Genomic DNA, 26,350 nt, shown 5'->3' with positions numbered 1-26,350 from the left:
AAGATGAATATGAATCAATCACAGGCACCATTTGGTGTGCCAGAAACTGGTAATCAAAAGAAGCCAGGGAAAGGTCTATTAATCGCTTGTGTTAGTGTTTTTGCAGTCTTAGGAGTCATTGCAGGTCTATTTCTTGGCCGTTCTTTTGGTGCAACAAATGCTAAAAGTAGCGAACCGGCCCTTCACCCAACAGCTGACGCAGGGGAATCAAAACGTGATCAGTCTGGGAAGTATATTAATCCGGAAGAAGCAGAATTTTCTTGGAATATTGATGATTTAGCTGATTTGGAGTTTGGGACATACGAAACTCCAGATTTAGGAACAAGCATTGAAGATGTCGTGGATGCACATGGCAAGGCTTTGAAAGGCACGTTTCGAAGAGATAAAATTGATTTAGAATGGGGCGAGTTAGACGAAGATCAGGATGATACGCTGCCTTCTTATCGTACTGTTCGTGAAATGCGCCTTACGTTTCAGAAGAATGGAGACAATTATTATTTAAAAGACCTCTATTATTCAGGAAATTATAAAGAAGCTGAGGACGATTTTATGACCTCATCTTACTATGATAAACTGAAAGTGGGAGATGCCAAAACTGGTAAGGATGGTGTATCCTACAAGGAAGTGATTAAGGATCATACTATTTCTAGTCTTTCAATGTCTGCAGAAGAGGACTACAAAACTCATGATATTGTGACTACAATGAGAGTATCTTTTAAATCCTCAAGTTCCTCTGAATATAGGTTGACTTTTGTGAGACAATCAGATGGTGATTTCCTCTTATCTGAAAAAGAATGATGATGAAGAAGGGCTCTTCATTCATTCTTTTCGAAAGAGGTAAGGGAGGAAAAATCCATTCACTTAAAACCCTAAAAAGATCTGGAATAGACATTCCAGGTCTTTCTCTATTCTAGCGAGGACTGGCTATTTATGGTATAGTAGGATATGTTGCTAAAGGAAATAGGCGTGAACAGTTGGACGGAAAGGGATACAGATTCGATCACAGAATGGATAATGTAAAGGAAACAATAAGAAAACATCTGAAGGCCCTCCTGGTTTTCATCCAAAAAAGAGGGATTCTTTTAGGGATCCTGGGAATGTTGGGAGTAGGCTATGGGCTTGCTGCTTCTGGGAGGCCACAAGACCAGCTAAATCCAGACCAGCAAGTGACCTTTCGTAAGGAAGAAGCTTATCTGCAGGCTTTCCTGGCGAAATCAGATCGACCAGAAGTTGGGGTGCATTTGGAGGAATTGCTAGAATTTAAAATAGGAGATGGGACTGGTGGGCCAAGCACCAAGGGGACGACACCAGAGACCCTGGTCAAAAAATTAGGGGGAGCCAAGCAAGCTCGGCTTGAGTCAAAAGCTAGAACGCAGCTCCTTCGTCTCAGCTATAGAACGACACAAGATGGTCGAGATAGATACCAATTTGAATTTACCCATATGAAGGATGGCTACTATCTAACAGCTATTCAGGGCTATCAACCAACCTCTAAGCAGAATATAGAAAGTAAACAGCTGAAAAAGGCAGCCTTGACCAGTCTTGCTAGTGGGAAAGAGAAAACTGGCATGAAACTAGAAGACATTTTACAAAAGGTTGGCTTGCCACAATCATTGCTTTTGAATCGTAAGGATGGAAAGACAGTTTTGGTCCTAACCTACCGTGCACAAGAGGGGCTCGTCTTTCTCACTTTGCAAGCCCAAAAAGATGCTCGCTATCATCTAGTCAAGGTCGAATAAGGAGGAGTAAATGGATACAGTCATCAAGAAGTTAACAATTCCTGGTCTCCTGCTGCTAGCGCTCCTCCTAGGGATGGGGTTAGAGGTCCTTAGTCATCCGCCGAAAAATTCTACAGCGATAAGTGAAATAAAGAACTTATCAACTTTTAAAGCGAAAGAATTTCAAGGGGAGCGACTCTTAAAAGAAACGAATGAAAAAAAGGATTCGCCATGGACCTTGGAACAAATTAAGCATTTTTCTCTGTCGATAAAGAACCAAAACGGTAGCCTGAAGCAGACTGGAAGTCGCCTGGAGACCCTTCTGAAGGAGATGGGGCACCCCCAAGAGAAAGTTCTCTTTCAATCTACAGCAAGTAAGCAACCCAGTCTCTCCCTGCTCTATCGATGGGACGATAGGGGAAAGGGAGCCTCCATCCGTTTGCTTTTTAGCAAGGGGGCTGATGGGAGCTATCTGCTAGAAGAGATCGACGCCAGTCTAGCCAATCTAGACCGGGAGGGAAACAAAGCTTTTTCAGAAAAAGTTTACCAGAGCTTAGAACCTGGAGAAAAGATGGATCTGAAAGCACTTCTAGGTAGCTATCAGGGCTTACAATCTTTCGTTCGACACCAGATCGGGCCTGATCAGGAAGGTTTTCAACTGTCCTATCAGGATGAGAAGGGAAAAACTTATTTATTAGAGATTGAAATAATGGATGGTTCTTGCTATTTGTTGCGAAAGAGCCAGGTGGACTCTCAAGGGATTACAAGTCTTACCTGATAGAGGGGAGAAATTGAATGGAAAAAGGTAGAAAGATTCAGAGAGAATGGACTAAGGTCCCAGGTGGAAATAAAATCTCTTCAGAGCTCTCTTCAAAAAGTAATCTGCAGAATGATAGGATGGAACTACCAAGCAGGGTCAAAGAAGCAAAAACAGGGAAGCGAAATGGTGGAGAGAATCTTCAAAAAAGTGTGCTTAAGAAGTCTTACTTAGCTCATTTCTCTATTTTCTTCAAGCTAGTGCTAGGAGGTCTGTTCCTCTTGTTCCTTTTTAACATTGTGTCTCGATATGTGAAATCACCTGCGCATGATTCTCACTCTGTAAAATTAAGCAAGGGGACAGAGGCTCGTTTATCAGATAAGGAATTTAAAAATCTTTTTAATAAAAACTCTCGCTATACAGACCCAAATCATAAAGTTGATATCAATATAGAGGAGGTTGTCGCATACATTAGAAAAATTAATGATGCCAACCTTACTATGAATGATATTTTCAACCAATTAGGAAAAGCAAGAGATGGATATGTGAGTATAGACTCTGATGGTAGTCGAGGAAGTGTATTGACGTATCTCCTTACCGATAATAAAGCAGCACTGGACTTTGATTTTAGTGAAAAGGAGAATCGCCTCCTTCTGCATTCGATTCAGTATTTTACCCTAGAAAGCCAGAGAGAATCAACTGAAAGAACAAGTGATGATTATAGTGCTCTTATTCCTCAGCCAGGTCAAGAGGGGGTGGAGTTGATGGAAGCTATCAAAGAATTGGGAGTACCAGATTGGCTCTATTCCAGTTTTTTACCTGGGACGGAGGCTCAAATTGCTATCTCCTATAAAGCAAGTGATGAGATGCGAGTTACCTTGTATTTTGATCAAGATGGAGATTTTTTCCGTTTGGGAAGTATGACGAAATTAAAGGATAAAAAAGAATAACTAAAGTGAGAAGGAGGAGTCTCATTCCGTTTTCTTCCATCCTGAGAAACGAGAATAAGGGAGAGTGAAATGCAAAAAGGTAGAAAAATTCAACGAGAATGGTCAAAAGTGCCAGGGGGGAATAAAAAAGTACCGGAGGTGTTTTCAGAAGGTCAACCACAAGGAGAGGTATTTGAATCCAAAGATCAATTTGAGGAAGACAAATATTCGAGATCAGATCGAGTATACGCATCCCAAATGGGCCAGTTCAAAGCATCCTGGTTTTCTCGTCGCAGTGGTCTCCTGAAGCTAGGGATAGGTCTTGTCGTCATTGTGTGTCTCTTTTGTGGGGCTCTCCACTATGTAAGATACCTTTCCCATCAAAGAGATTCCTATTCAACCACTAAAAAGACTGAGAAGCTCCCAACAGATTCATCCGTAAAAACTGAATTTACATTTTTTGGAGAAGATTCTCCTTATATTGACAAGGACCACAGAATTGAATTGTCCATAGAGGATTTCATTTCTTTAGTGAGAAAAGCGAATGAACCTAATGTAACGCCAGAGCAGATTGTCGATCAGATTGGGAAAGCGGTCTCTGGTCACCTGTCCTCTAGCTCCGACGGTAGCCAGAGAATCGGATTAGAATATGAGCTCGTCGGGGATACAGGGCGCTTGTCTCTTAATTTTCTGAAAGAACAAGATTCTATGGAACTCAGTAGTGTGACCTATTATACTAGGAAAAGTTTTAGAGGAGAAGTCACGAAAACAAGTAAAGACTATAAGGCTTTGCAAGCTTCATCTGAAGAAGGTCTAGAGTTGACAGAAGCTGTAAAAGAATTAGGAACTCCTGACTTTATGCATAATAATTATGCTATTGGGGGAGTCAAACGAATTACAATCGTCTATACTACAAAAGATAAGATGAGTGTCTTTATGTCTTTTGATGAAACTGGGGGGAGATTCCGTTTGAAAAGTATAAGGAGTGTTGAGGATAAATCATAATCGATAAGATCATCTGAGAATTCCTATTTAGGGGTTGTCAAAAAATTCTGGCCTCTCTACTTGTCTCTATTGGTCCAGAACGTGTTGCTTTGATGAAATCTTTAGATGAGAAAGAATTCTTGCAAATTATGCTATAATAGTAAAATCTAAGAGTTCAAAAGGAGCCTATTTTCCTAGAGGACTGACTACATAGAACAAGAGGTATCGCCATGACTGCACAAAAAATGACTGCACAAGAGATTATCGCCTTTATCGGCAATGCAGAAAAGAAAACCAACGTAAAAGTGACCTTTGAAGGGGAATTGGCAGGAGAGCTTCCAGCATCCGTTGTAAAGCTAGGCAATGTCCTATTTGGAGACTGGAAAGAGATTGAGCCCCTTCTTGCCAACCTAACAGAAAACAAAGACTATATCGTAGAGCAAGATGGTCGCAATTCAGCGGTACCTTTGCTGGACAAGCGTTATTTGAATGCCCGGATTGAACCAGGTGCGATTATTCGAGATCAGGTGACCATTGAAGACAATGCGGTAATCATGATGGGAGCCGTCATCAATATCGGTGCTGAAATCGGTGCGGGGACCATGATCGATATGGGAGCTATTCTTGGTGGCCGTGCAACGGTTGGTAAAAACAGCCATATCGGAGCAGGAGCGGTTCTAGCTGGTGTCATTGAGCCAGCCTCTGCAGAACCAGTTCGTATCGGGGATAACGTCTTGGTGGGAGCCAACGCCGTCGTCATCGAAGGGGTTCAAGTTGGTAATGGCTCCGTCGTAGCGGCGGGTGCGATCGTTACCCAAGATGTGCCTGAAAATGTAGTGGTAGCGGGTGTGCCTGCGCGCGTGATCAAGACGATTGACGAACAGACGCAACAAAAAACAGCGCTTGAGGATGCCTTGCGTAACCTATAATAGAGGAATAAGAAAAGGAAGCTGGGGGATACCTCGGCTTCTTCTCAAAAGAGGAAGATGGATATGACACTTGATTTAGTAAAAATTCGGCGGGACCTGCATCAAATCCCAGAAATTGGACTAGAAGAATTTAAAACACAAGCCTATCTCTTGGAGCGCATCGCAGAAATCACCGAGGGAAAAGAATTCGTCGAGCAGCGGACCTGGCGGACGGGGATCCTGGTTTTTCTGAAAGGATCCAATCCAGAAAAGACCATTGGCTGGCGGACGGATATCGATGGACTGCCCATTATCGAGCAAACTGGCCTTGACTTTGCCTCCCACCACGAAGGTCGGATGCATGCCTGTGGCCATGATGTTCATATGACCTTAGCCTTGGGCTTGTTGGAGCAATTGGTTCAAGAACAGCCTAAGAACAATCTCTTATTCCTCTTTCAACCAGCCGAGGAAAATGAAGCTGGAGGCATGCTTATGTATGAAGATGGGGCCTTTGGAGACTGGCTACCTGATCAATTCTACGGCCTCCATGTCCGTCCGGACTTAAAGGTAGGCGAAATCGCGACCAATCGGGGGACGCTCTTTGCAGGGACCTGTGAAGTGAAGCTGACCTTTAAAGGAAAAGGTGGACACGCCGCCTTTCCTCATGAAGCCAAGGATGCCCTGGTTGCTGCTAGCTATTTTGTCACCCAGGTTCAAACCATTGTCAGCCGCAATGTCGATCCTATCGAGGGAGCTGTTGTGACCTTCGGTTCCATGCATGTGGGGACGACCAATAATGTCATTGCGGAGACGGCCTTTCTGCATGGGACGATTCGGACCCTGACCATGGAAATGAACCTCTTGACCCAGAAGCGACTCGAGACGATTGCCAGAGGGGTTGCAGATGCTTTTGATATGGAGATAGATCTTGAACTTAAGCAAGGGGGCTATTTGCCGGTGGAAAACAATCCGGACTTGGCAGATGAACTGATGACCTTCTTTGATCAAGCAGAAGATGTCACCTTGATTGATATCCTACCCGCCATGACTGGAGAGGATTTTGGTTATCTCTTGTCAAAAGTAGATGGGGTCATGTTCTGGTTGGGAGTGGATAGTCCATTTGCCCTCCATCACCCTCAGATGAGTCCCAAGGAAGAAGCCCTGCACGTTGGGGTCAAAGCCATTAGTCCTTTCTTGAAAATGAAAGCCAACCAATAAAGAGAGACGGAAATGAAAGCAAGTATTCGAAAAAGTATATTGAAGAAGATGAAAGGCTTGGAGCCGGAGAACAAGCGAAAGGCTGATCGAGCCTTGATCCAGCGGTTACGCTCTTTGTCAGCTTACCAAGAAGCAAGCGTTATTGCGACCTATTTGTCCTTCCCGCATGAGGTGGATACGAGTTTTCTGATTGATGCAGCTCAAGAAGATGGTAAACAGGTTGTCATCCCAAAAACCTATCCCAAAGGACGCATGGAATTTGCAGTCTATGACCCGCAGAAATTGAAACCAACAGCCTTTGGTCTCTTGGAACCAGAGGATGGGGCTCAAGCGGTAGATCAGTCGGAGATTGACCTGATCCATGTTCCTGGAGTGGCCTTTCAAAAGGATGGCTACCGTCTGGGTTATGGAGGAGGCTATTACGATCGCTATTTGGCAGATTTCGACGGAGCGACCGTCAGCACTATCTATGCTTGCCAGGAAGTAGACTTTTCACCTGCTCCCCATGATATTCCAGTACAGGAGGTTCTTGTGGATGAATCAACTATTTGATAAGAAATACCCAGTGACCAGTAGCTTGCTCCTATTAACAACCGGCGTTTTTCTAGCCATGTTGCTGGTTCGTGGTTTTGACTATGAATCTGTCCAAACTGTTTATGATTTTGGGGGTGTCTTAGGAGCTGAAATCCAAGTAGACCCGAGCCAGAGCTGGCGGTTGCTTGCTGCCATATTTGTTCATATTGGCTTGCAACATTTTGTTTTGAACATGGTTACCCTCTATTTCCTCGGAAGGATCGCAGAAGATTTATTTGGCTCAAAGGCCTTCTTAGCCCTCTATCTGCTATCTGGCTTGATGGGGAATCTCTTTGTCTTGGTCTTTTCTCCAGAAGTCGTCGCAGCAGGGGCTTCTACCGCTTTGTTCGGTATCTTTGGCGCTATTGCCAGTTTACGTTTTATTGCTCGGAGTCCCTACATTCAGTATCTGAGCCAAAGTTATACTTCCTTGATCCTGATCAATATCCTCTTTAGCTTTATGCCAGGGATTAGTCTAGCAGGTCACTTAGGAGGCTTGGTAGGAGGAGGGATTCTAGCCTTTGTCTTTCCCGTCTATGGGGAGCGAGATAGTGTGAAAAAAAGCTGGCGCTTGGGAGCTCTGTTCCTTTATACAGCTGGGGCCGTTCTTCTTTATGCTTGGGCTTTATTTGCTCATCCCTTTTTATGATTTGTAACGAATTTGTAAATTATCTGAAAACTGAGTGAAGTCTCAGTTTTTTTGTATATAAAATCCCAAAACAAGCAGATACACCCAAAAAGTTGCTCTAAAGGTGAATAAAGACCACATAAGAAAGCGCTTGCAAAAAGGGTTAAAAAGGAGTAAACTAGCAATTGTAAATATCTTTCTTATCCATTCATAAAATGGATAAAATATTAAATAAGAGGAGATTTGCAATGAAAAAATGGTTGATTAAGCTCTCGCTAGTAGCGATGGCTATATTGCTCCTTCCGTTTCAAGCTGTTGAGGCTTGCTGTGGATTTATCATTGGACGTCAGTTGACCAAGGATGGGACCACCCTGTTTGGCCGGACTGAGGACTATCCTTATTATCCAAATGGCGGAAAACACAACAAAAACTATGTTGTTGTTGATGCCAAGAATTATAAGGAAGGGGACCAAATTCAGGACGAATCCAATGGTTTCACCTATCCTCATGCTGCCAGTGAAATGAAATACACAGCTACCTATGACTCCGCTCGTGGAGACGGTAGCAACGGTGCTTTCGGAGAACATGGCTTCAACGAAGCGGGTGTTTCAATGACTGCCACTGTTACAGCAATCCCAAATAAAAAAGTATTAGCAAAAGATCCACTAAAAGAAGATGGACTTCCAGAAGCTGCTATGCTCGATGTGATTTTACCTCGTGCAAAAACAGCTCGTGAAGCAATCGAATTACTTGGAAAAGTTATCGAAGAAAAGGGATCAGCCGAAGGAAATACAGTTGTAGTTGCTGACCAAAACGAAACCTGGTATATGGAAATCCTTTCAGGTCACCAATATGTAGCGGTGAAGGTACCAGAAGATAAATATGCAGTCTTTGCAAATACCTACTACCTTGGTCACGTTGATTTGAATGATAAGGAAAATGTTATCGCTTCAAAAGATGTTGAAAAAGTAGCAAAAGAATCAGGAAGTTACAAGACTGATAAAGATGGCAACTTCCATATTGCTAAGTCTTACGGACCTGAAAAATATGCAGAAGGAGACCGTTCTCGGACTTATGCAGGGATTACAGTACTTGATCCAAATTCAAAAGTGACTTACGAGGATGATGAATACGAACTCTTCCGCTCACCAACTGATCCAAATAAGAAATTTACATTAGAAGATGCCTTTGCTCTCCAACGCAACCGTTTTGAACACTTGAATGGTCGCTTTGTACCGGACGATCAAATCGGTGTCAAGAAACAAGGTGACAATGGTGCAAACGACACAGTTCGCAAAGATCAATACAAATATGCACTAGGTAATGAAAATGTTATTGATGCCCATGTCTATCAAATCAATCCAAAACTACCAAAATCATTTGGTGGTACAGTTTGGCTAGGAATGGGACCATCACGGAACACTCCATATGTCCCATTCTATGGAAATGTGAAAGACACTCATGAAGTCTTTAAACCACAAACAGAAACCTATGATCCAAATTCTTGGTATTGGACTGTTTGGCATATTGACAACATGGCAATCAACAATCAAGATATCTTTGGAAAAACCGTCCAAGAACATTGGAAAGCACTAGAAAAAGGATTTATTGCTGATCAAGAGAAGAAAGATATTGAATATTATTCACTAAAAGATCAACCGGAAGCTGCAAAAGCTGCTGAAGATAAAGTAACGAAAGATGCCCTTGACTTGTCTGATCGCCTTTTCCAACACTTCAAAGATTATGAAAGATTAATGGAAAAACAATTAGAGGCAGCTGGACGCAAGTCAGATCCTTATCGTGCTTCTAAACCAGATAATTATAAAGATCCTGAAGAGTCTAAAGATCCTAAAGAGCCTAAGAAACCAGACACACCAACAGTTTCAGAAAAACCACAAGTTGACGGAAATATTACAAAAATTGAAATTCCTGCTTCTTATTATAGGGCTACCCCTTCTAATAAGGATATCCCAGCAAATGCAGAAGGAAATCCAAACAATCGCTTTGGCTATGCTGCTAACAAGGACAAACAACCATCTGCACCTACCCAAGTAGCAACCCCTGCGAAGCCTGAAGAAACTGTTCAAGCTCCAGCTGAAGCTCCTGTAGCAGGAAACAGTGTAAACAACAATAATCGCTTCGGTTCTAATTTCAATCCAGGTGAAATTGAGACTTACCCAAATACAAATTATTCTTACAATGTTCATCCTTAAAAAATAGATAAACAAGAGAATAAATGAAAGAGGAGGCTGGGACAAAAGTCCTAGCCTCTCAATTATGCGGAGGTGGGACGACGAAATCGAATTCTAACGAATGACCGATTTCTGTCCCACTCTCTTCTTTTTTACAAGAAAAAAGAGATTGACCATTTTGTAGAGTGGCGAACCACTTACACCATATGGTCAGTCTCTTTTGCATCCTTCAGATTCGTATATGGTTTAGTCCGAAGTTTGTTCAGATGTTTCTAATTTTTTTCCAAGATCAATGATGTATTGTTTGAGATCATCTTTAACCTGTGGGTGTTGCAAGGCATAATCAATAGATGTTTTCATAAAACCAAACTTATCCCCTACATCGTAGCGTCTGCCCTTAAATTCACGGGCAAATACTCGTTGGGTCTTGTTTAAGGTATCAATGGCATCCGTTAATTGGATTTCATTTCCAGCGCCTGGTTTTTGGTTTTCCAAAATCTGGAAGATTTCTGGAGTTAGCAAGTAACGACCGATAATGGCAAGGTCACTCGGTGCCTCTTCAGGTGCCGGTTTTTCGACAAAGGTTTCAACGCTATAGAGTCCGTTGATGCCTTCCCCTTGAGGAGCAATGACACCGTAGGCAGAAACTTCTTCATGGGGAACTTTCATGACAGCAATGGTTGAAGCATGTGTCTCATCGTAGTCATTCATCAATTGCTTAGTGAGCGTAGTCGCTGTATCATCTGTAATATCCATGAGGTCATCACCCAGCATCACAACGAAAGGCTCATTCCCAACGAAGGCCTTCGCCTGAAGGACAGCATCTCCAAGGCCGTTCGGATGTTTTTGACGAATGAAGTGGAGGCGCATCCCGGTAGTTTCATCGACCAGTTTCAACAGGTCATTTTTCCCTTTTTCCTTGAGGTTGTACTCAAGTTCAAAGTTTGAGTCGAAGTGGTCTTCGATCGAACGTTTTGATTTACCAGTGACAACGAGAATATCCTCGATGCCAGCCTTAAGGGCTTCCTCAACGATGAATTGGATGGTTGGCTTATCCACGATTGGCAGCATTTCTTTGGCCAGGGCTTTAGTAGCAGGTAGGAAACGAGTTCCAAGTCCAGCCGCAGGAATGACTGCTTTTCTAACTTTTGTCATAATAATTCCTTTCTAACTGAAGAATGATTGGTTGTTGATCTGATTGGGAAGGAAGAATTCCTTAGTTCCACTCATTTTCTTCTTTAAATTCGTTGCTCATCATGAAGTTGATGGCTTCACGAATATCTTGCCCTTCATAAATTACTTGGTATATGGCTTGTGTGATTGGCATGTAGACGTCTAGCTCTTGAGCCAGTTCGTAGGCAGCCTTAGTGGTTGAAATCCCTTCGATGATCATGCCCATGTTGGCTTCGATATCTTCCAGTTTTTCACCGCGACCGAGGGCATCCCCAGCTCGCCAGTTCCGAGAGTGGATGGAAGTCCCTGTCACGATCAGGTCCCCAACTCCGGATAGTCCACTATAGGTTAAGGGGCTGGCACCTAGTTTAACACCTAGACGGGTAATTTCAGCTAGTCCACGTGTGATGATGGCAGCCTTGGCATTGTCCCCAAAGCCGAGTCCATGGAGGGCTCCAGCACCAACAGCGATAATATTTTTCAAAGCTCCAGCTGTCTCTACCCCAATCACATCTGTATTGGTATAGAGGCGGAAGTAGTGGTTACTGAAGAGTTCTTGAACATAACGAGCTGTTTCTAAATCTTTAGAAGCCGCTGTGATCAGAGTGATATCGCGAACGATGGTTTCTTCAGCGTGACTTGGCCCAGACACAACCACAATCTCGCTACGTAGAGAAGCAGGGATTTCCTCTTCTAAGATTTGAGAAATCCGTTTGTGACTATTTGGTTCTAGTCCTTTGGACGCGTGCATGACCTTGACAGGATGGTCCAGAGTCTCAGCGACTTGTTTAGCTACCAAGCGGGTTACCTTAGTCGGAACCACAAAGAGGATGGCATCTACACTGTCCAAGGCTGCTTTCAGATCGGTCGTAGCGGTAATCTGATCACTAATAACGATATCTTTAAAATAGCGCTGATTGGTATGATTGGTGTTAATTTCATCGATCTGTTCTTGGATATTTCCCCAGAGACGGACTTCATGGCCGTTATCATTGAGGACTTGTGAAAGGGCTGTTCCCCATGAACCAGGACCCAATACTGCAACGGTTTGTTTTTCCATTGTATCTTCCATTTCTATATCTATTTTCAAGCAAGTCTAGAAATCTAGGACTTGCATCTTCAAAAACGCTCCAAGAGGGCCTTGAAGAATGATCCTATTCTTCTCTCTATTTTAACATAATATAGGCAAAAAAACTTGTATAACTATCAATTGTTTTGTGAAGACAATTCATTTAGGAAGGAAACTAAATAAAAAATGTTACTTTATAGTTGCATTATTACTAGTTTGTGGTATAATAATTTCACTTATTATTATGAATATAAGGGGAGAAAAAATGAAAAAGTTGGCAATATATCTATTGATGACGCTTTCATTGTTGATGGTAAGCTTTACGCTTTTTTCAAAAATTGTAAATGCAGAAACGTCAAAAAAAGTGGATGTCATCACGGATGTAAAGATTCAAAATGATAAAGGTGAAGCTTTGACAGGACCGGTTGGTCGATACGATAGTTTCCGTCTGAATGCAAAGTTTGCTTTGGAGGGAAAAAATGTTACAGCTGGAGATACCACAGAAGTTAGCGTTGCCTCTCCAATAGATATCAAATCTCAAGATTTTGAGATTAATGACTCAATTACTGGTAAATTGATCGCTAATGCAAAGGTTGACGCTGCGACTGGTAAAATTATCTTGACCTTTACAAAATTTGTGGAAGAAAAAAATGATGTTTCAGGTTCATTTTTCTTCTATGCTCAAGTTAATAAAGTAAAATCTCCAAATGATGGAGAGGTTCCAGTTAAGGTTTCTGTAAATGATAAAGTGAAATTCACAGGAAAAGTTACAAGTGGGACAATCGGTGGAGGTAACCGCTACTCTATCATTAAATCGGGTTGGAGCGAAAAAGGAAACAAAGAGCTTGGCTTCCGAATTTCTGTAAACAGAACGAATGAAGTCATTAATGATGCTGTTGTTACAGATACCTTGAAATCACCAGGTATCACCTACAAGCCAGGAAGTTTCAAGATTAAAAAAGGAACTTGGGAATATAACAATGGTAAATGGGAACTCAAAAACGCAAAAGATGTTACCGCTGACTATACAGTGAATATTAATGGAAATTCATTTTCTATTAATCTAGGTAATATTGCTGCTGATGATCAATTTGCTATTGAATATGAGACAGATGTAAACTATGCTGTTGTTGATGGTGAAAAAATTCTTAACCAAGCTACTATCAAGGGAAGCAATAAGGATGAATACTCATCAAATAGTACAGTGAAAATCCAAATTGCTGGTGGTGAAGGTATTGGTTACGAATTTAGTATTAAAGTTACTAAGGTAGACGAACAAAACAGACCTCTTAAAGGAGCAAAATTCCAAGTTGTTCGACAAGCAACTGGTCAAGTGATTGGTGAATTCGAGTCAGATGCGAACGGTGAATTTACTGTCAAGAACATCCTTCGTGACAAATACATCATCAAAGAAATTCAAGCTCCGGAAGGCTATGGGTTGGCAGAAGATACAATTGTTGAAGCTAGTGAATTTACGACACCAACTAAACCTGTTAGCAAAACAATTGTAAACAAGAAAGAGAAGCCAGCCAAAACTCAAGCTACTATCGAGCTGGATAAAAATCTTACAGGTCGTGACTTGGTAGACGGCGAGTTTAGCTTTGAATTGTACGAAGGTGAAAACAAGCTTCAAACAACGACTAACCAAAGTGGGAAAATTACATTCGAACCGATTGAGTTCACAGCAGAAGGTGAACATACATACACTGTAAAAGAAGTCAAAGGTAATGATGCCACTATTACTTACGATGCCTCTGAAAAACAAGTGACTGTTAAAGTCACTCGTGATGGAGATGCCTTGAAGGCAGAAGTCGTCTATCCAGAAAGCAAAACATTTACCAATGCCTTCACACCAAACGCAACAACTGCAACAATTGAGTTGACGAAAGAGTTGACAGGTCGTGACTTGGTAGACGGTGAGTTTAGCTTTGAATTGTACGAAGGTGCAAACAAGCTTCAAACTGTTACCAACAAATCTGGCAAAGTAACCTTTGATGCTATCTCTTACACAGCAGAAGGTGAACACACTTACACTGTGAAAGAAGTCAAAGGGGATAATGCCACTATTGCTTACGACACAGCCGAAAAACAAGTGACTGTTAAAGTTACTCGTGACGGAGATGCCTTGAAGGCAGAAGTCGTCTATCCAGAAAACAAAACATTTACCAATGCCTTCACACCAAACGCAACAACTGCAACAATTGAGTTGACGAAAGAGTTGACAGGTCGTGACTTGGTAGACGGTGAGTTTAGCTTTGAATTGTACGAAGGTGCAAACAAACTTCAAACTGTTACCAACAAATCTGGCAAAGTAACCTTTGATGCTATCTCTTACACAGCAGAAGGTGAACACACTTATACTGTGAAGGAAGTCAAGGGGAACGTACCAGGTATCACATACGATACAGCCGAAAAACAAGTAACCGTTCAGGTAACTAAAGATGGAGACAACCTAAAAGCAACAGTTGTCTATCCAGAAAGCAAGGTCTTTGCAAATACTTACTCAGCTCCAAGTCCAGCAAAAGCTCAGATTTCAGCCAGCAAGATTTTAGAAGGTCGTGACCTAAAAGATGGCGAATTCAGCTTTAACTTGTTGGATGAAGCTGGAGAAGTTCTTCAAACAAAACAAAATGCAGCAGATGGTTCTGTAGCATTTGACGAAATTTCTTATTCACAAGAAGATGCAGGGAAAACTTTCCACTACACGATTAAGGAAGTAATCCCTCAATCTCAAGAAAAAGGAATGACCTACGACCAAGCAAGCATCGAAGTGACAGTAATAGTTACGAAAGATGATGCAAGCAATACCATCAAGGCTACAGTGGCATATGGTGAGAAGACATCCTTCACCAATACCTTTGTCACAAGTGAAATCCCACCAACGCCACCAGTAGTTGAAAAACCAGAAGCGAAGCTTTATACGATTCAGCTTCACAAGGTGAATGGTGAAGGTCGAGCTCTAGCAGGAGCAGTCTTCGGACTCTTTGAAGCGGATGGTAGCACACCAGTTGCCAACCCTTATGGCGAAGGTCAAGCGACAGCGACATCCGATGCTAATGGTCTTGTAAGCTTTGTAGGCTTTGAGGCTAAGGATTATGTAGTGAAAGAATTGACAGCTCCAGAAGGTTACCAACTTTCAACAGCTTCAATCGCTGTCTCTGCAACAGAATTGAGCGCTGCGTCAGATTTGGTAGTGGATAAAGGTAATGTGGTGAACCAACCGTTTACTGAAATCCCACCAACTCCGCCAGTAGTTGAGAAACCGGAATTGACTCTCTACAGCATTCAATTGCACAAAGTTAACAATGAAGGTCAAGTCTTGGCAGGAGCAGTCTTTGGACTCTTTGAAGCAGATGGTGTGACACCAGTTGCAAATCCATATGGCGAAGGTCAAGCGACAGCGACATCCGATGCCAACGGTCTTGTGACCTTTACAGGACTTGAAGCCAAGGATTATGTAGTGAAAGAAATCACTGCTCCAGAAGGATACCAACTTTCTGAAGAAGCGATTACTGTTTCATCTAGCCAGTTGATTGCATCAACCAATCAAGTACTTGATCAAGGTAAAATTGTCAATAAACCATTCACTGCTATTCCACCAACTCCACCGGTAGTTGAGAAACCAGAATTGAAGCTTTACACCATTCAGCTTCACAAGGTAAATCCATTCTACCAAGATCTAGCAGGAGCAGTCTTCGGACTCTTTGAGGCAGATGGTGTGACACCAGTTGCCAATCCATATGGCGAAGGTCAAGCGACAGCAACATCTGATGCCAATGGTCTTGTAAGATTTGTAGGCTTTGAGGCTAAGGATTATGTGGTGAAAGAATTGACTGCTCCAGCAGGATACCAACTTTCAACTGATTCAATCACTGTTTCTGCGGCGGAATTAACTGCTGCGACAAATTTGGTAGTAGATAAAGGGAATGTTGTCAATCAACTGACTCCTCCACCACCTTCTTATGACAAACCAAGAAAAGAAATTCCATCTAATCCTCCAAAAGGGAAAACTCCACCACCTTCTACTGAAAAGCCAGAAAAAGAAATTCCATCAAATCCTCCAAAAGAGGATAAAAAAGAAGTTCTTCCTTCTACTGGTCAATCAATGAGTGAAGGACTAGTGGCTACAGGACTCGCATTGGCGGTTGCTGGAAGTGCCTTGGTTTACAAAAAACGTGAGAATTAATCTCTAAAACAGGTTTTGTTCTAGCCTCGCTAGACAAGCCTGTTTTTTTGCTTTGGGTGATAAAAAATATTTATCAGGCTCTTAAAAAATACATATTAGACGCTCTAAGGTTGGGATGATAAAATAGGGAATAGAAATATCAAAGGAGGGAAGGCCATGTGTAGAACGATTGTTGGAGTCTCTGCCAATCTATGTGCAGTGGATCCAGATGGAAAAAATATCCATTCGTCTGTATCTTGTAAGTTTGCGGAAACCATTAAGCAAGTAGGTGGCCTTCCTATGGTCATCCCAGTGGGAGACCCATCTTTTGCAAAAGATTATATCGAAACAGTGGACAAGCTTATCCTCAGTGGGGGGCAAAATGTCCATCCTAGCTTTTATGGAGAAGAGATCGCTATCGAGAGTGATGACTACAATCTCGAGCGCGATCAGTTTGAATTGGCCTTGTTAAAAGAAGCAGTCCGTCAAAATAAGCCCGTCCTAGCTATCTGCCGAGGGGTTCAGTTGGTCAATGTTGCCTTCGGTGGGACTCTCCATCAAGAAGTAGAAGGGCACTGGCAGGGGCTTCCTTTTGGGACTTCTCATTCAATTGAGACCAAAAAAGGCAGTGTGGTGGAGCGTCTCTTTGGGCAAGCTAGCCAGATCAATTCTGTTCATCGCCAAAGCATCAAGGACTTGGCGCCTAACTTTCGAGTGACAGCCATTGACCCACGAGATCAGACCATTGAAGCCATCGAAGCAGTGGACGGTCATCGCATCATCGGCTTGCAATGGCATCCAGAGTTTCTTGTCAAAGAAGAAAAAGGCAATCTCGAACTCTTCCGCTATCTTTTACAAGAATTGTAAGCTCTTTAGGTTTTTTTAAGGAGAAAGAGGTAAACTAGTCTCATCAACAAAGACCTCCTAGCTTTGTTTGATACAGTTTACTTTTTTCATATAATCTCCTGCAAAAGTCTCCTCCTTTGAGGGGGCTTTTGTGTGTTTGTCAGGAAAAATACGAATAGTAGTATAGGGGAGACGCTAGGCCAAAGTGATGGTATAATAGAAGAGATGGAAACTATTTAGAATGAAAGAGGAATTATGATGACAAAAATTCGTGGATTTGAACTTGTATCAACCTATACCAATCAAGACTTGCTTCCAAAACGGGAGACAGCCCATGCGGCTGGCTACGATTTAAAGGTAGCAGAACGCACGGTGATTGCGCCAGGAGAGATCGTCCTTGTGCCAACAGGAGTCAAGGCTTATATGCAACCGACAGAGGTTCTCTACCTCTATGACCGTTCCTCTAATCCTCGCAAAAAAGGTCTAGTCTTGATTAACTCTGTTGGTGTCATTGATGGTGACTACTATGGAAACCCTGGAAATGAAGGCCATATCTTTGCTCAGATGAAAAACATTACCGACCAGGAAGTGGTTCTTGAAGTCGGCGAACGTGTGGTTCAGGCTGTCTTTGCACCATTTTTAATTGCAGATGGCGACGAGGCAGACGGAGTTCGTACTGGTGGATTTGGGTCGACAGGGCACTAAGATGAAGATTATCTTTGTGCGTCACGGGGAGCCAGATTATCGCGAGTTAGAGGAACGCTTCTATACTGGATTCGGAATGGATTTGGCACCCTTATCTGAGAAAGGAAGACAACAAGCTCAGGAACTTTGTCAAAATCCTTTGCTTGGCTCAGCTGATATACTGGTGTCTTCTGCAGTGACGCGAGCATTAGAAACGGCTTTTTATGTATCTTGTGCTACTGGTCTACCTTTAAGGGTAGAGCCTTTATTGCACGAATGGCAGGTATACGAAAGTGGTATAGAGAATTTTGAAACAGCTCGGACTCTGTTTCTAGAAAATAATGGGAAGCTCCTTCCGGATAGCCCAATTCAATATGAAACTGCTGAGGATATGAGAGCTCGCTTTATTGAAAGTTTGGCCAAGTACCGAGACTATCAAAAGCTTGTAGTGGTTACCCATCGTATGCTCATGCGTCAATTTGTACCGAATGAAACCATTGATTTTTGCCAAGTGATTGAGTGTGAGATAGAGATTTAGAAAGAGGTTTATCATCGCAAAGAAAAAAACGACATTTATTTGTCAAAATTGTGCCTACAATTCACCCAAATACCTAGGGCGCTGTCCTAACTGTGGTTCTTGGTCTTCCTTTGTGGAGGAAGTCGAAGTTGCAGAAGTTAAGAATGCCCGGGTATCCTTGACGGGTGAAAAGACCAAACCCATGAAATTGGCGGACGTGACCTCTATCAATGTTCACCGGACCAAGACGGAGATGGAGGAATTCAACCGTGTACTCGGTGGAGGAGTGGTCCCAGGGAGTCTCGTTCTCATCGGGGGGGATCCAGGGATTGGGAAATCGACCCTGCTCCTTCAAGTCTCCACCCAACTGTCTCAAGTGGGAACGGTCCTCTATGTCAGTGGAGAGGAGTCGGCCCAGCAGATCAAATTGCGAGCTGAGCGCTTGGGAGATATTGACAGTGAGTTTTACCTCTATGCCGAGACCAATATGCAGAGTGTTCGAGCAGAAGTGGAACGCATCCAGCCCAACTTCCTCATCATTGACTCTATCCAGACCATTATGTCTCCTGAGATTTCAGGAGTGCAGGGGTCTGTTTCTCAGGTGCGTGAGGTGACAGCTGAACTTATGCAGCTGGCTAAGACTAATAACATTGCCATCTTTATCGTCGGGCATGTGACCAAGGAAGGGACCTTGGCAGGACCTCGGATGTTGGAACACATGGTGGATACGGTGCTCTACTTTGAGGGCGAACGCCACCACACCTTCCGGATCCTGAGAGCGGTCAAGAACCGCTTTGGCTCGACCAATGAGATCGGAATCTTTGAGATGCAGTCGGGCGGTTTGGTTGAGGTCCTCAATCCCAGTCAGGTATTTCTGGAAGAACGCTTGGATGGGGCGACTGGCTCTGCCATTGTCGTCACAATGGAAGGCAGCAGACCAATCCTGGCGGAAGTTCAAGCCTTGGTGACACCGACTGTATTTGGAAATGCCAAGCGGACGACAACGGGTCTTGACTTTAATCGGGTCAGCCTCATTATGGCTGTGTTAGAGAAACGTTGCGGGCTCCTTCTCCAAAATCAAGATGCTTATCTCAAGTCAGCTGGTGGTGTCAAACTGGACGAACCAGCCATTGACTTAGCCGTAGCGGTGGCCATTGCTTCTAGCTACAAGGAGCTTCCAACCAATCCTCAAGAGGCCTTTATCGGTGAGATTGGCTTGACTGGTGAGATTCGCCGAGTGACTCGGATTGAGCAACGGATCAACGAAGCGGCGAAACTAGGCTTCACAAAGATTTATGCACCTAAAAATTCTCTCCAAGGGATCGCGATCCCAGATGACATTCAAGTGATAGCAGTCTCCACGGTAGGGGAAGTTCTGAAAAAAGTCTTTTCTTAACCAGATCTTGGAATCGTTTGCAAAAAGGTTTTTCCTGTGCTATACTTTTTCTATACTTACTAAACATAGGGGGGTACTTATTTTGCAATTTTTTACAGATAACAATGTGCAGTTCCCTTTGGTCGAGCTGTCTCTCAATCAAGGTGAAACTGTCTATATTCAACGGGGGAGTATGGTCTACCATACGCCTAATGTGACCCTCAACACCAAATTAAATGCGAGTGGCTCTGGTGTGGGACGCTTTGTGAAAGCAGTTGGACGGTCAATGGTTTCGGGTGAAAGTACCTTTATCACTCAGGTATTTGCCCAGTCTAATAATGCTTACCTAGCATTGGCACCCGACTCACCAGGTCAGGTGGTGCCACTCTACTTGGGCGAAAAGCAGTATCGATTGAACGATGGTGCCTTCCTTGCACTGGATGGTTCAGCTTTCTATACAATGGAAACCCAATCGATTGGTAAGGCTCTCTTTGGTGGTCAGGGTGGATTCTTCGTCATGACGACCCAAGGTCAAGGGACCCTCTTGGTGAATGCCTACGGCTCAATTAAAAAAATTGAGCTAAACAATCAAGAAATCACCATCGATAATGCCCATGTCGTTGCTTGGAGCCAGTCTTTGGATTACAATATCCATTTGGAAAATGGTTTCTGGCAATCCATCGGAACGGGTGAAGGTGTTGTCAATACCTTTAGAGGGACTGGTGAGGTCTATGTTCAAAGTCTCAACCTTCAGACCTTTGCTGGCTTGCTGAATCGTTATTTACCAAGACGATCATAAGATAAGAAAGGAGTGTAGAAGTCGGTTTGCTTTTGCTCTCCTTTTTCATGTAGGCTGACAACTGACAATCTGGGAAAAAGATGGTAAGATAGAGTGTAAATAATTTGGTGTTCAAACTATTTTACCAACCAGAAAGGAAGTTCCTAATGTCCTATTTTGAGAATTTTTTAAAAGCCAATCAAGCCTATGTTGAATTGCACGGAGACCTCCATCTTCCGATCAAACCGAAAACGCAAGTGGCCATTGTGACCTGTATGGACTCTCGTCTTCACGTGGCACCAGCACTGGGGCTTGCTTTGGGAGATGCCCATATTTTGCGGAATGCAGGTGGGCGCGTGACAGAGGACATGATTCGTTCCTTGGTCATCTCACAGCAACAGATGGGGACTCGAGAAATCGTCGTCTTGCACCACACAGACTGTGGAGCGCAAACCTTTGAGAATGAAGGCTTCCGTCAGCATCTGAAGAAGGAACTGGGAGTTGATGTTGGAGACCAAGACTTCCTACCCTTTCAGGATATCTACGAGAGCGTCCGGGAGGATGTCGCTCTCTTAAAAGCATCGCCGCTGATTCCAGATGATGTCATTATCTCAGGAGCTGTCTATGATGTCGATACAGGATTGATCACTGAGGTGATAGATTAACGTAAATCGTTAGCTTTTCGGCTAACGGTTTTTGTTTGCAAAGACGAAACTGAAAATTGATAGGGGTTGAAAACATAAGGCATCAAATGGTTAGAGAGGTTACAAAAATATTAGTCCAAACTAGGTTTGAAGTATAAAATTATGATAAAATATCAGTTGGAGGGATTTTATGATGAAAAAAGTTTTTAGCGATTTGTTTGCGAAAACGGAATATGCTATCATGTGCGGTATCAGTGCCTATTTGACAATGTTATTGGTAGACTTGTTGAGTGTGGCCTCACAGGATCTGTTTTTGACACTCGCCCCCTTGTCCGTATTAAAAATGGGAATCTTTTTTATTGTGGGAGGTGCCTTAATTTGTTTACATGACAAGTTGATGAAGTCAGATATACGTAGTATCACCATCATTCTTTCTTGTGTGACTCTCCTCGTAGCTATTTATAAGAGTATGTCCTTCTTTTTATCGCTGGGCTTGATTCTTTTGGCTCTAATTTTGTTTATAGGGGGGATGTTTAACAAAGAAAAGTCATCCTATTTGTATGTATCGGTCATCTTGCTAGCCACACCGCGTTTACTAACCTTAGGAAGCTCGAATTTTCAAGATCAAGCACTTGGCTTTCATGCTATTGATCTTTCCAGCACCCGATTTCTTTCAATCATCTGGCCGGTTGCTATTGCCTCCATTATCTCAGTTGCGTTTATTATTCTTTATTTCAAATTTCCGATATATAACTACTTGGAGGGACATAAAAAAATCGTTCAAACAATCGTGTTTTCGCTTGTTCTGATCTACGTCCTTTATCTTTCTGTTGTAGTGGTTTACAAAGTGAAGACAAATGAGTTGTCATCGTTTGATATTGGGATCTTTTCTCAAATGTTTGAACGGATGAATCACGATTTGACTCCGATAACGACCTTAGAAAGAGATAGAGTACTCTCTCATTTTGCCGTCCATATTTCACCGATTTTTTATCTAATGTTGCCATTCTATAAGCTCTTCCCATATGTAGAGACCTTAGAAATTTTACAGTTGCTCGTAGTCTTTTCAGGGATTATCCCATTGAGATTAATCCTTCGTAAATTACAGTTTTCTAATCTGACGAATACTTTGGCCATCTTATGGTTTATGTTGTTGCCAGTGATGACAACGGCAGGGGGATTCCATCTGCATGAAAACTGCTTTTTAGTCCCATTAGTGTTTTGGGTATTTTATTTCATTATTTCGGAACAAAAATGGAAGATTCTACTAGCTACCATGTTACTATTGTTCGTGAAAGAAGATGCCTTTATCTATGTACTCAGTATGGGCTTATTCTTCCTTTTCCAGAAACGATTTGATCTATCTAAGCAGACAAAAAGATGGCTTCTTTTTACGGAGATTGTCTTGCCTATTGCCTATTTCGTTTTTGCCATGCATCTTCTGAGTGCCTATGGTGAGGGAGGAATGGTTTCACGGTTTGAGGCATTCTTGCTCAATGGGGAAAGCGGGATGTTAATGGTGATTAAAAATCTATTCTTCCATCCAGGATATGTCATTAGTACGTTACTGACTGCTAAAAAATTAGGGTATTTATTCTTGATGTTTGCTCCGGTATGTTTCTTAGGACTACTCCAACGGCGTTGGTCGACTTATTTTCTTGTGATTCCACTGATAGTGATTAACCTACTGCCTAATTGGCCCTATCAGTATGATATTGGTTTCCAATATAGCTATGGAAGTGGTGCTTTAGTTTTCATCATGACGCTTCTAGCATTAGAGGATCTTAAGGAAACTAACATCCTACAGGAAAAAATAGCGGTAGCTATCGTGATAGTAGGAATTATTTTTTCTGGTAGTCTTCTACACCACTTTACTAATAATTGGTCCTTTAATATCGGCTATTACCGTCAAAATAAAGACATGTTTGATGAAATCCAAAAGACTTTAGGAAGTTTGCCAAAGGATGCTTCAGTCTTAGCTGAGGGAGCCTATACACCATCACTTAGAGGTCATAAAAAACTCTATGATATTTTCTATCACAATGATAAGAAGGCGGATCCAACAATTGATTATATTGTGATCCCTCAATCTCAAAAGGATCAAAACGAAGAATACAATCAATTATTAGCGAGTTATGAAGCTTTAGGATACCGGGAGAGTCAGTATTCGTCCGCTCATGTTTATATTTTAGAGAAGGCGAAGTAAAAAAGGTGGCTACCTTGTCTATTTGATCAGAAGCAATAAACATATGCTGTGCGATATTTTTTCATAATGAACAATTATAGAGGCAGTAGTACATAGTAGCTACTGCCTTTTTATATAGGTTGCTTACTTTTATTCTCGGAGCGATGAAAGCAACATCTGAAAAAACTAGGAAAAGCTTGTGAAAATTTAATGAAAAAGATGAAGATCAAGATGGTTTTCGTTGTGAATTGAAAGGCTGTCGATGGGCTTTGTTTCGGTGTTTGAGAGGCTTTGACTCTCCTGTAAAATCGGATTGACAAAAAACTGAACAATTAGTGAAAAATAATTAAAAAATCTTGCATTTATAAACAGATATGTTACAATAATAATCAAATAATTTATAAAGGAGCATAATATGCAGACCACAAAAGCACGCGTGAAGCGAGTTTTAGCATTTATGAGTCTTTTAGTTTTATCCTTGACAGTTTTTACGACAGTCTTTGCGACTGAAGTAACCAGTTATACGATAAAAACTGAAATTAAGGTTGATAACCAACCGTTAACTGCCGACACGAAGATCACTACTGGTCAAACGATGGAGGCGACAAACGAGATTAGTTTCCCTGACTCACAGCAGATCAATGCTGGTGACACATTGGTTCTAGATCTTCCAAAAGAACTAGGCCTGGTGACCAAGCTAGAGTTTCCAATTGTACACGAAAATGGTGAAGTAATTGCCAATGCAGTGACCGATCCAAGTACGCAAAAGGTGACCATTACTTTTACAAACTATTTCTCTGAGAATTACAAAGATAAGGTAATGACCTTGAGGTACAATGTTCGTCCAAATGCAGCGAACTTGCCAAAGACGGGAACTTACTACTTTACATTTGGTAGCACTGACTTCACATTGAACTACAACAAGGACGATGGTGAAGCTGGTGACTATGAAATGAAGTATGGTTACCAAGATCCAGAAAATCCTAAGCGGATAAAATGGCGTATTGTCTTGAATGCGGTTCAAGACAAGTTGAACAACATGGTCATCAAGGATGACTTCAGCGACAGCGGACAAGTCTTGGTAGAAAGTTCCTTCCGTGCAGTTCGTTATGCGACTCAACCAGAGAAGATTCCGAATGAGGCGGCTCTTCTTAAATTGGATCCAATTGATAACTTTAGCAATAAAGCTGAATTTACACGAAATGCTGATGGTGGCATCACAGGATTCACGATTAATTTTGGGGATAACTGGAACTGGGCTATGTACATTGAGTACACAACAGAGTTGAAGTCAGAGCTTCCTGAAGGAAGCAAAGTAGCTAATGTCCTAGAATGGTCAGCTAGCAACTTTGAAAAGTCTCGCTCAGTCAACGCCTTGACACGTTTGGAAACTGCTTCAGGTAGCGGTAGTGGGGATCGAACAACCACTACAACGACAACTACCACAACAAGCACAACCACTACAACGACAACAACCGAGGAGCCTTCAACAACGTCAACTACGACAACTGAGGAGCCTTCAACTACGTCGACCACGACAACTGTGGCACCAACGACCACGTCAACCACGATGACTGAGGAGCCTTCAACAACGTCAACCACGACAACCGAGGAGCCTTCAACAACGTCGACCACAACGACAACAGAGGATTCAACAACCACCTCAACCACAACGACAACTGAGGGACCAACCACTACGTCAACCACGACAACTGAGGAACCAACCACTACGACAACTACGACTGGTGGAGGACGTCCAACAACCACTACAACAACAACTCCTGGTGGCCCAACCACTGGTGACACGACTGAGTCAACACCAGGCGGTGGTACTGGTGGAGGTCGTAAGAAACTTCTTCCAAGTACTGGTGAAGTCGTAGCAACTGGTCTTGTAATTTCAGGAGTCATTGTCCTCATCGGTGCGATCGTGTTAAAACGCAAAATTTCTAATAAATAAACAAAGAGTTTCCGTATGATGGAGAGAGCGAAAGCTCTCTCTTTTTTGGGAGAACGATAGATGGAGAAAAGGGATGAAATTATCAATACTCATTACACTACTCAATGAGGAATTAGTACTAGCTCAGACGCATGCAGCTATTTCGGCCCAGCTGGAAGACATGCTTGGGAAAGATCTTTCGGATTATGAAATCCTTTATATTGATGATGGAAGCAATGACAAGACTTTTGAGCTAATCGAAGGGATTGCCAAAGGCAATGATCGGGTCAAATATATTCGCTTTAGTCGAAACTTCGGCCGAGAGAGTGGTATCTTGGCTGGCTTTAAGTATGCGACGGGAGATGCTGTCATGGTCATGGATGGTGATTTGCAACATCCGCCCTATCTCATCCCGCTCTTTTTAGAGGCCTACAAGGAAGGCTACGATATCGTCAGTGGCCAGCGGACTCGTGACGGTGAGTCCTTTGTGGGGAGCACCTTTGCTCGTCTCTTTTACTTCCTATCTAACAAATCGATGGATGTCCATTTGACGGATGGGAAATCCGAGCTCAGACTTCTCAGTCGCAAGGCCATCAACGCCTTTGTCTCCATGCCGGAATATAACCGCTTTAATAAAGGTCTGTACGAATGGATTGGCTTCAAGGAGAAAGTCATCCCCTACAAAAATGAACTTCGCAAGGCTGGAAAGAGTAAGTTTGGCTTCAAGAAATCCATGAACTATGCCATTCAAGGGATTATTTCCTTTAATGACCGGCCTCTTCGCGTTTGTATCCAGTTTGGCTTTATCTGTCTGGGCTTGGCTATTCTGTACTTGGCTTTTGAGTTGATGAAGTATATCTTTGCTCCGGGGAATTATGTGAGTGGGTATTTCACCACCATTGCGGCCATCATCCTCTTTAGTGGAGTGCAGCTAATCTTTATCGGAATTCTTGGAGAATATATCGGGAAGATTTATTACGAAGTGAAACGTCGCCCTCATTTCATTATTGAAGACACCAATATTGAGAAGGCGAAAGAAGATAGTATCGGATAAGGAAGATAGGAGATAGA

At 42.5% G+C, this 26,350-nt stretch carries 22 protein-coding genes; 20 read left to right on the top strand and 2 right to left on the bottom strand.

Annotation, left to right across the window (positions count from 1 at the left end):
- The first annotated feature begins 3 nt into the window (after positions 1–3).
- The 10 genes from EAI95_RS06615 (at position 4) to EAI95_RS06570 (ending at position 9,928) form a co-directional block, all read left to right on the top strand.
- Positions 4–798 (top strand): hypothetical protein, encoded by a 795-nt coding sequence (locus EAI95_RS06615; RefSeq protein ID WP_129269856.1) that lies wholly within the window; start codon positions 4–6, stop codon positions 796–798.
- Between the two features lie 299 nt (positions 799–1,097).
- Positions 1,098–1,739, top strand: a complete 642-nt coding sequence (locus EAI95_RS06610; protein ID WP_233436512.1) for a hypothetical protein — start codon at positions 1,098–1,100, stop codon at positions 1,737–1,739.
- A 10-nt stretch (positions 1,740–1,749) separates the two neighbouring features.
- The gene (locus EAI95_RS06605; protein WP_129822541.1) at positions 1,750–2,496 is read left to right on the top strand and encodes a hypothetical protein; all 747 of its coding nucleotides are present in this window, start codon (positions 1,750–1,752) and stop codon (positions 2,494–2,496) included.
- 260 nt (positions 2,497–2,756) lie between these two features.
- Positions 2,757–3,425, top strand: a complete 669-nt coding sequence (locus EAI95_RS06600; RefSeq protein ID WP_129822540.1) for a hypothetical protein — start codon at positions 2,757–2,759, stop codon at positions 3,423–3,425.
- A gap of 69 nt (positions 3,426–3,494) precedes the next feature.
- Positions 3,495–4,409, top strand: coding sequence for a hypothetical protein (locus EAI95_RS06595; RefSeq protein WP_129822539.1), 915 nt, complete (start codon positions 3,495–3,497; stop codon positions 4,407–4,409).
- A gap of 209 nt (positions 4,410–4,618) precedes the next feature.
- Positions 4,619–5,317, top strand: a complete 699-nt coding sequence (gene dapD / locus EAI95_RS06590) for a 2,3,4,5-tetrahydropyridine-2,6-dicarboxylate N-acetyltransferase (protein ID WP_006595464.1) — start codon at positions 4,619–4,621, stop codon at positions 5,315–5,317.
- 63 nt (positions 5,318–5,380) lie between these two features.
- Positions 5,381–6,514, top strand: a complete 1,134-nt coding sequence (locus EAI95_RS06585) for an N-acetyldiaminopimelate deacetylase (RefSeq protein WP_129822538.1) — start codon at positions 5,381–5,383, stop codon at positions 6,512–6,514.
- A gap of 12 nt (positions 6,515–6,526) precedes the next feature.
- Positions 6,527–7,066, top strand: a complete 540-nt coding sequence (locus EAI95_RS06580; protein WP_129822537.1) for a 5-formyltetrahydrofolate cyclo-ligase — start codon at positions 6,527–6,529, stop codon at positions 7,064–7,066.
- Positions 7,050–7,736, top strand: coding sequence for a rhomboid family intramembrane serine protease (locus tag EAI95_RS06575; RefSeq protein ID WP_129822536.1), 687 nt, complete (start codon positions 7,050–7,052; stop codon positions 7,734–7,736). The genes EAI95_RS06580 and EAI95_RS06575 overlap by 17 nt, the downstream gene beginning before the upstream one ends.
- A 227-nt stretch (positions 7,737–7,963) precedes the next feature.
- The gene (locus EAI95_RS06570; RefSeq protein ID WP_123159616.1) at positions 7,964–9,928 is read left to right on the top strand and encodes a C69 family dipeptidase; all 1,965 of its coding nucleotides are present in this window, start codon (positions 7,964–7,966) and stop codon (positions 9,926–9,928) included.
- A gap of 225 nt (positions 9,929–10,153) precedes the next feature.
- Here the strand turns inward: EAI95_RS06570 and galU are convergent, their stop codons facing one another.
- Both galU and EAI95_RS06560 read right to left on the bottom strand, forming a co-directional pair.
- A complete protein-coding gene (gene galU, locus EAI95_RS06565; RefSeq protein ID WP_123159615.1) occupies positions 10,154–11,062 on the bottom strand; it encodes a UTP--glucose-1-phosphate uridylyltransferase GalU in 909 nt (302 codons plus the stop codon).
- A gap of 61 nt (positions 11,063–11,123) precedes the next feature.
- Entirely contained in the window at positions 11,124–12,140 is a 1,017-nt protein-coding gene (locus tag EAI95_RS06560; RefSeq protein ID WP_117744778.1) for an NAD(P)H-dependent glycerol-3-phosphate dehydrogenase, read from the bottom strand.
- Positions 12,141–12,414: 274 nt separating this feature from the next.
- Here EAI95_RS06560 and EAI95_RS06555 point away from each other — a divergent pair, with 274 nt between their 5' ends.
- The 10 genes from EAI95_RS06555 (at position 12,415) to EAI95_RS06510 (ending at position 26,333) form a co-directional block, all read left to right on the top strand.
- The gene (locus EAI95_RS06555; RefSeq protein WP_173018612.1) at positions 12,415–16,335 is read left to right on the top strand and encodes an FctA domain-containing protein; all 3,921 of its coding nucleotides are present in this window, start codon (positions 12,415–12,417) and stop codon (positions 16,333–16,335) included.
- A gap of 156 nt (positions 16,336–16,491) precedes the next feature.
- Positions 16,492–17,181 carry a gamma-glutamyl-gamma-aminobutyrate hydrolase family protein gene (locus EAI95_RS06550; protein WP_048716619.1) on the top strand — a complete coding sequence of 230 codons (690 nt, stop codon included), beginning with the start codon at positions 16,492–16,494 and terminating at the stop codon, positions 17,179–17,181.
- A gap of 237 nt (positions 17,182–17,418) precedes the next feature.
- On the top strand, positions 17,419–17,865 hold the full coding sequence (locus EAI95_RS06545; protein WP_042361437.1) for a dUTP diphosphatase: 447 nt from the start codon (positions 17,419–17,421) through the stop codon (positions 17,863–17,865).
- A gap of 1 nt (position 17,866) precedes the next feature.
- Positions 17,867–18,382 carry a histidine phosphatase family protein gene (locus EAI95_RS06540; protein ID WP_238662896.1) on the top strand — a complete coding sequence of 172 codons (516 nt, stop codon included), beginning with the start codon at positions 17,867–17,869 and terminating at the stop codon, positions 18,380–18,382.
- Between the two features lie 13 nt (positions 18,383–18,395).
- Positions 18,396–19,757 carry a DNA repair protein RadA gene (radA, locus tag EAI95_RS06535; RefSeq protein WP_129822533.1) on the top strand — a complete coding sequence of 454 codons (1,362 nt, stop codon included), beginning with the start codon at positions 18,396–18,398 and terminating at the stop codon, positions 19,755–19,757.
- Positions 19,758–19,839: 82 nt separating this feature from the next.
- Positions 19,840–20,535 (top strand): TIGR00266 family protein, encoded by a 696-nt coding sequence (locus EAI95_RS06530; RefSeq protein ID WP_023027329.1) that lies wholly within the window; start codon positions 19,840–19,842, stop codon positions 20,533–20,535.
- Between the two features lie 146 nt (positions 20,536–20,681).
- Positions 20,682–21,179 carry a carbonic anhydrase gene (locus EAI95_RS06525; RefSeq protein ID WP_023027328.1) on the top strand — a complete coding sequence of 166 codons (498 nt, stop codon included), beginning with the start codon at positions 20,682–20,684 and terminating at the stop codon, positions 21,177–21,179.
- A gap of 169 nt (positions 21,180–21,348) precedes the next feature.
- Positions 21,349–23,364: a DUF2079 domain-containing protein gene (locus EAI95_RS06520; RefSeq protein WP_238662895.1), complete on the top strand. Its 2,016-nt coding sequence runs from the start codon at positions 21,349–21,351 to the stop codon at positions 23,362–23,364.
- Between the two features lie 394 nt (positions 23,365–23,758).
- On the top strand, positions 23,759–25,300 hold the full coding sequence (locus EAI95_RS06515; protein WP_129822532.1) for an LPXTG cell wall anchor domain-containing protein: 1,542 nt from the start codon (positions 23,759–23,761) through the stop codon (positions 25,298–25,300).
- A gap of 73 nt (positions 25,301–25,373) precedes the next feature.
- Positions 25,374–26,333 carry a glycosyltransferase family 2 protein gene (locus EAI95_RS06510; protein WP_129822531.1) on the top strand — a complete coding sequence of 320 codons (960 nt, stop codon included), beginning with the start codon at positions 25,374–25,376 and terminating at the stop codon, positions 26,331–26,333.
- Positions 26,334–26,350: the final 17 nt, after the last annotated feature.

The sequence above is a fragment of the Streptococcus sp. bf_0095 genome (assembly GCF_004166885.1).
Taxonomy (GTDB): Bacteria; Bacillota; Bacilli; order Lactobacillales; family Streptococcaceae; genus Streptococcus.
The sequence above is the reverse complement of the archived record's forward strand: the minus strand, read 5'-3'. Positions and strand labels throughout refer to the sequence as shown.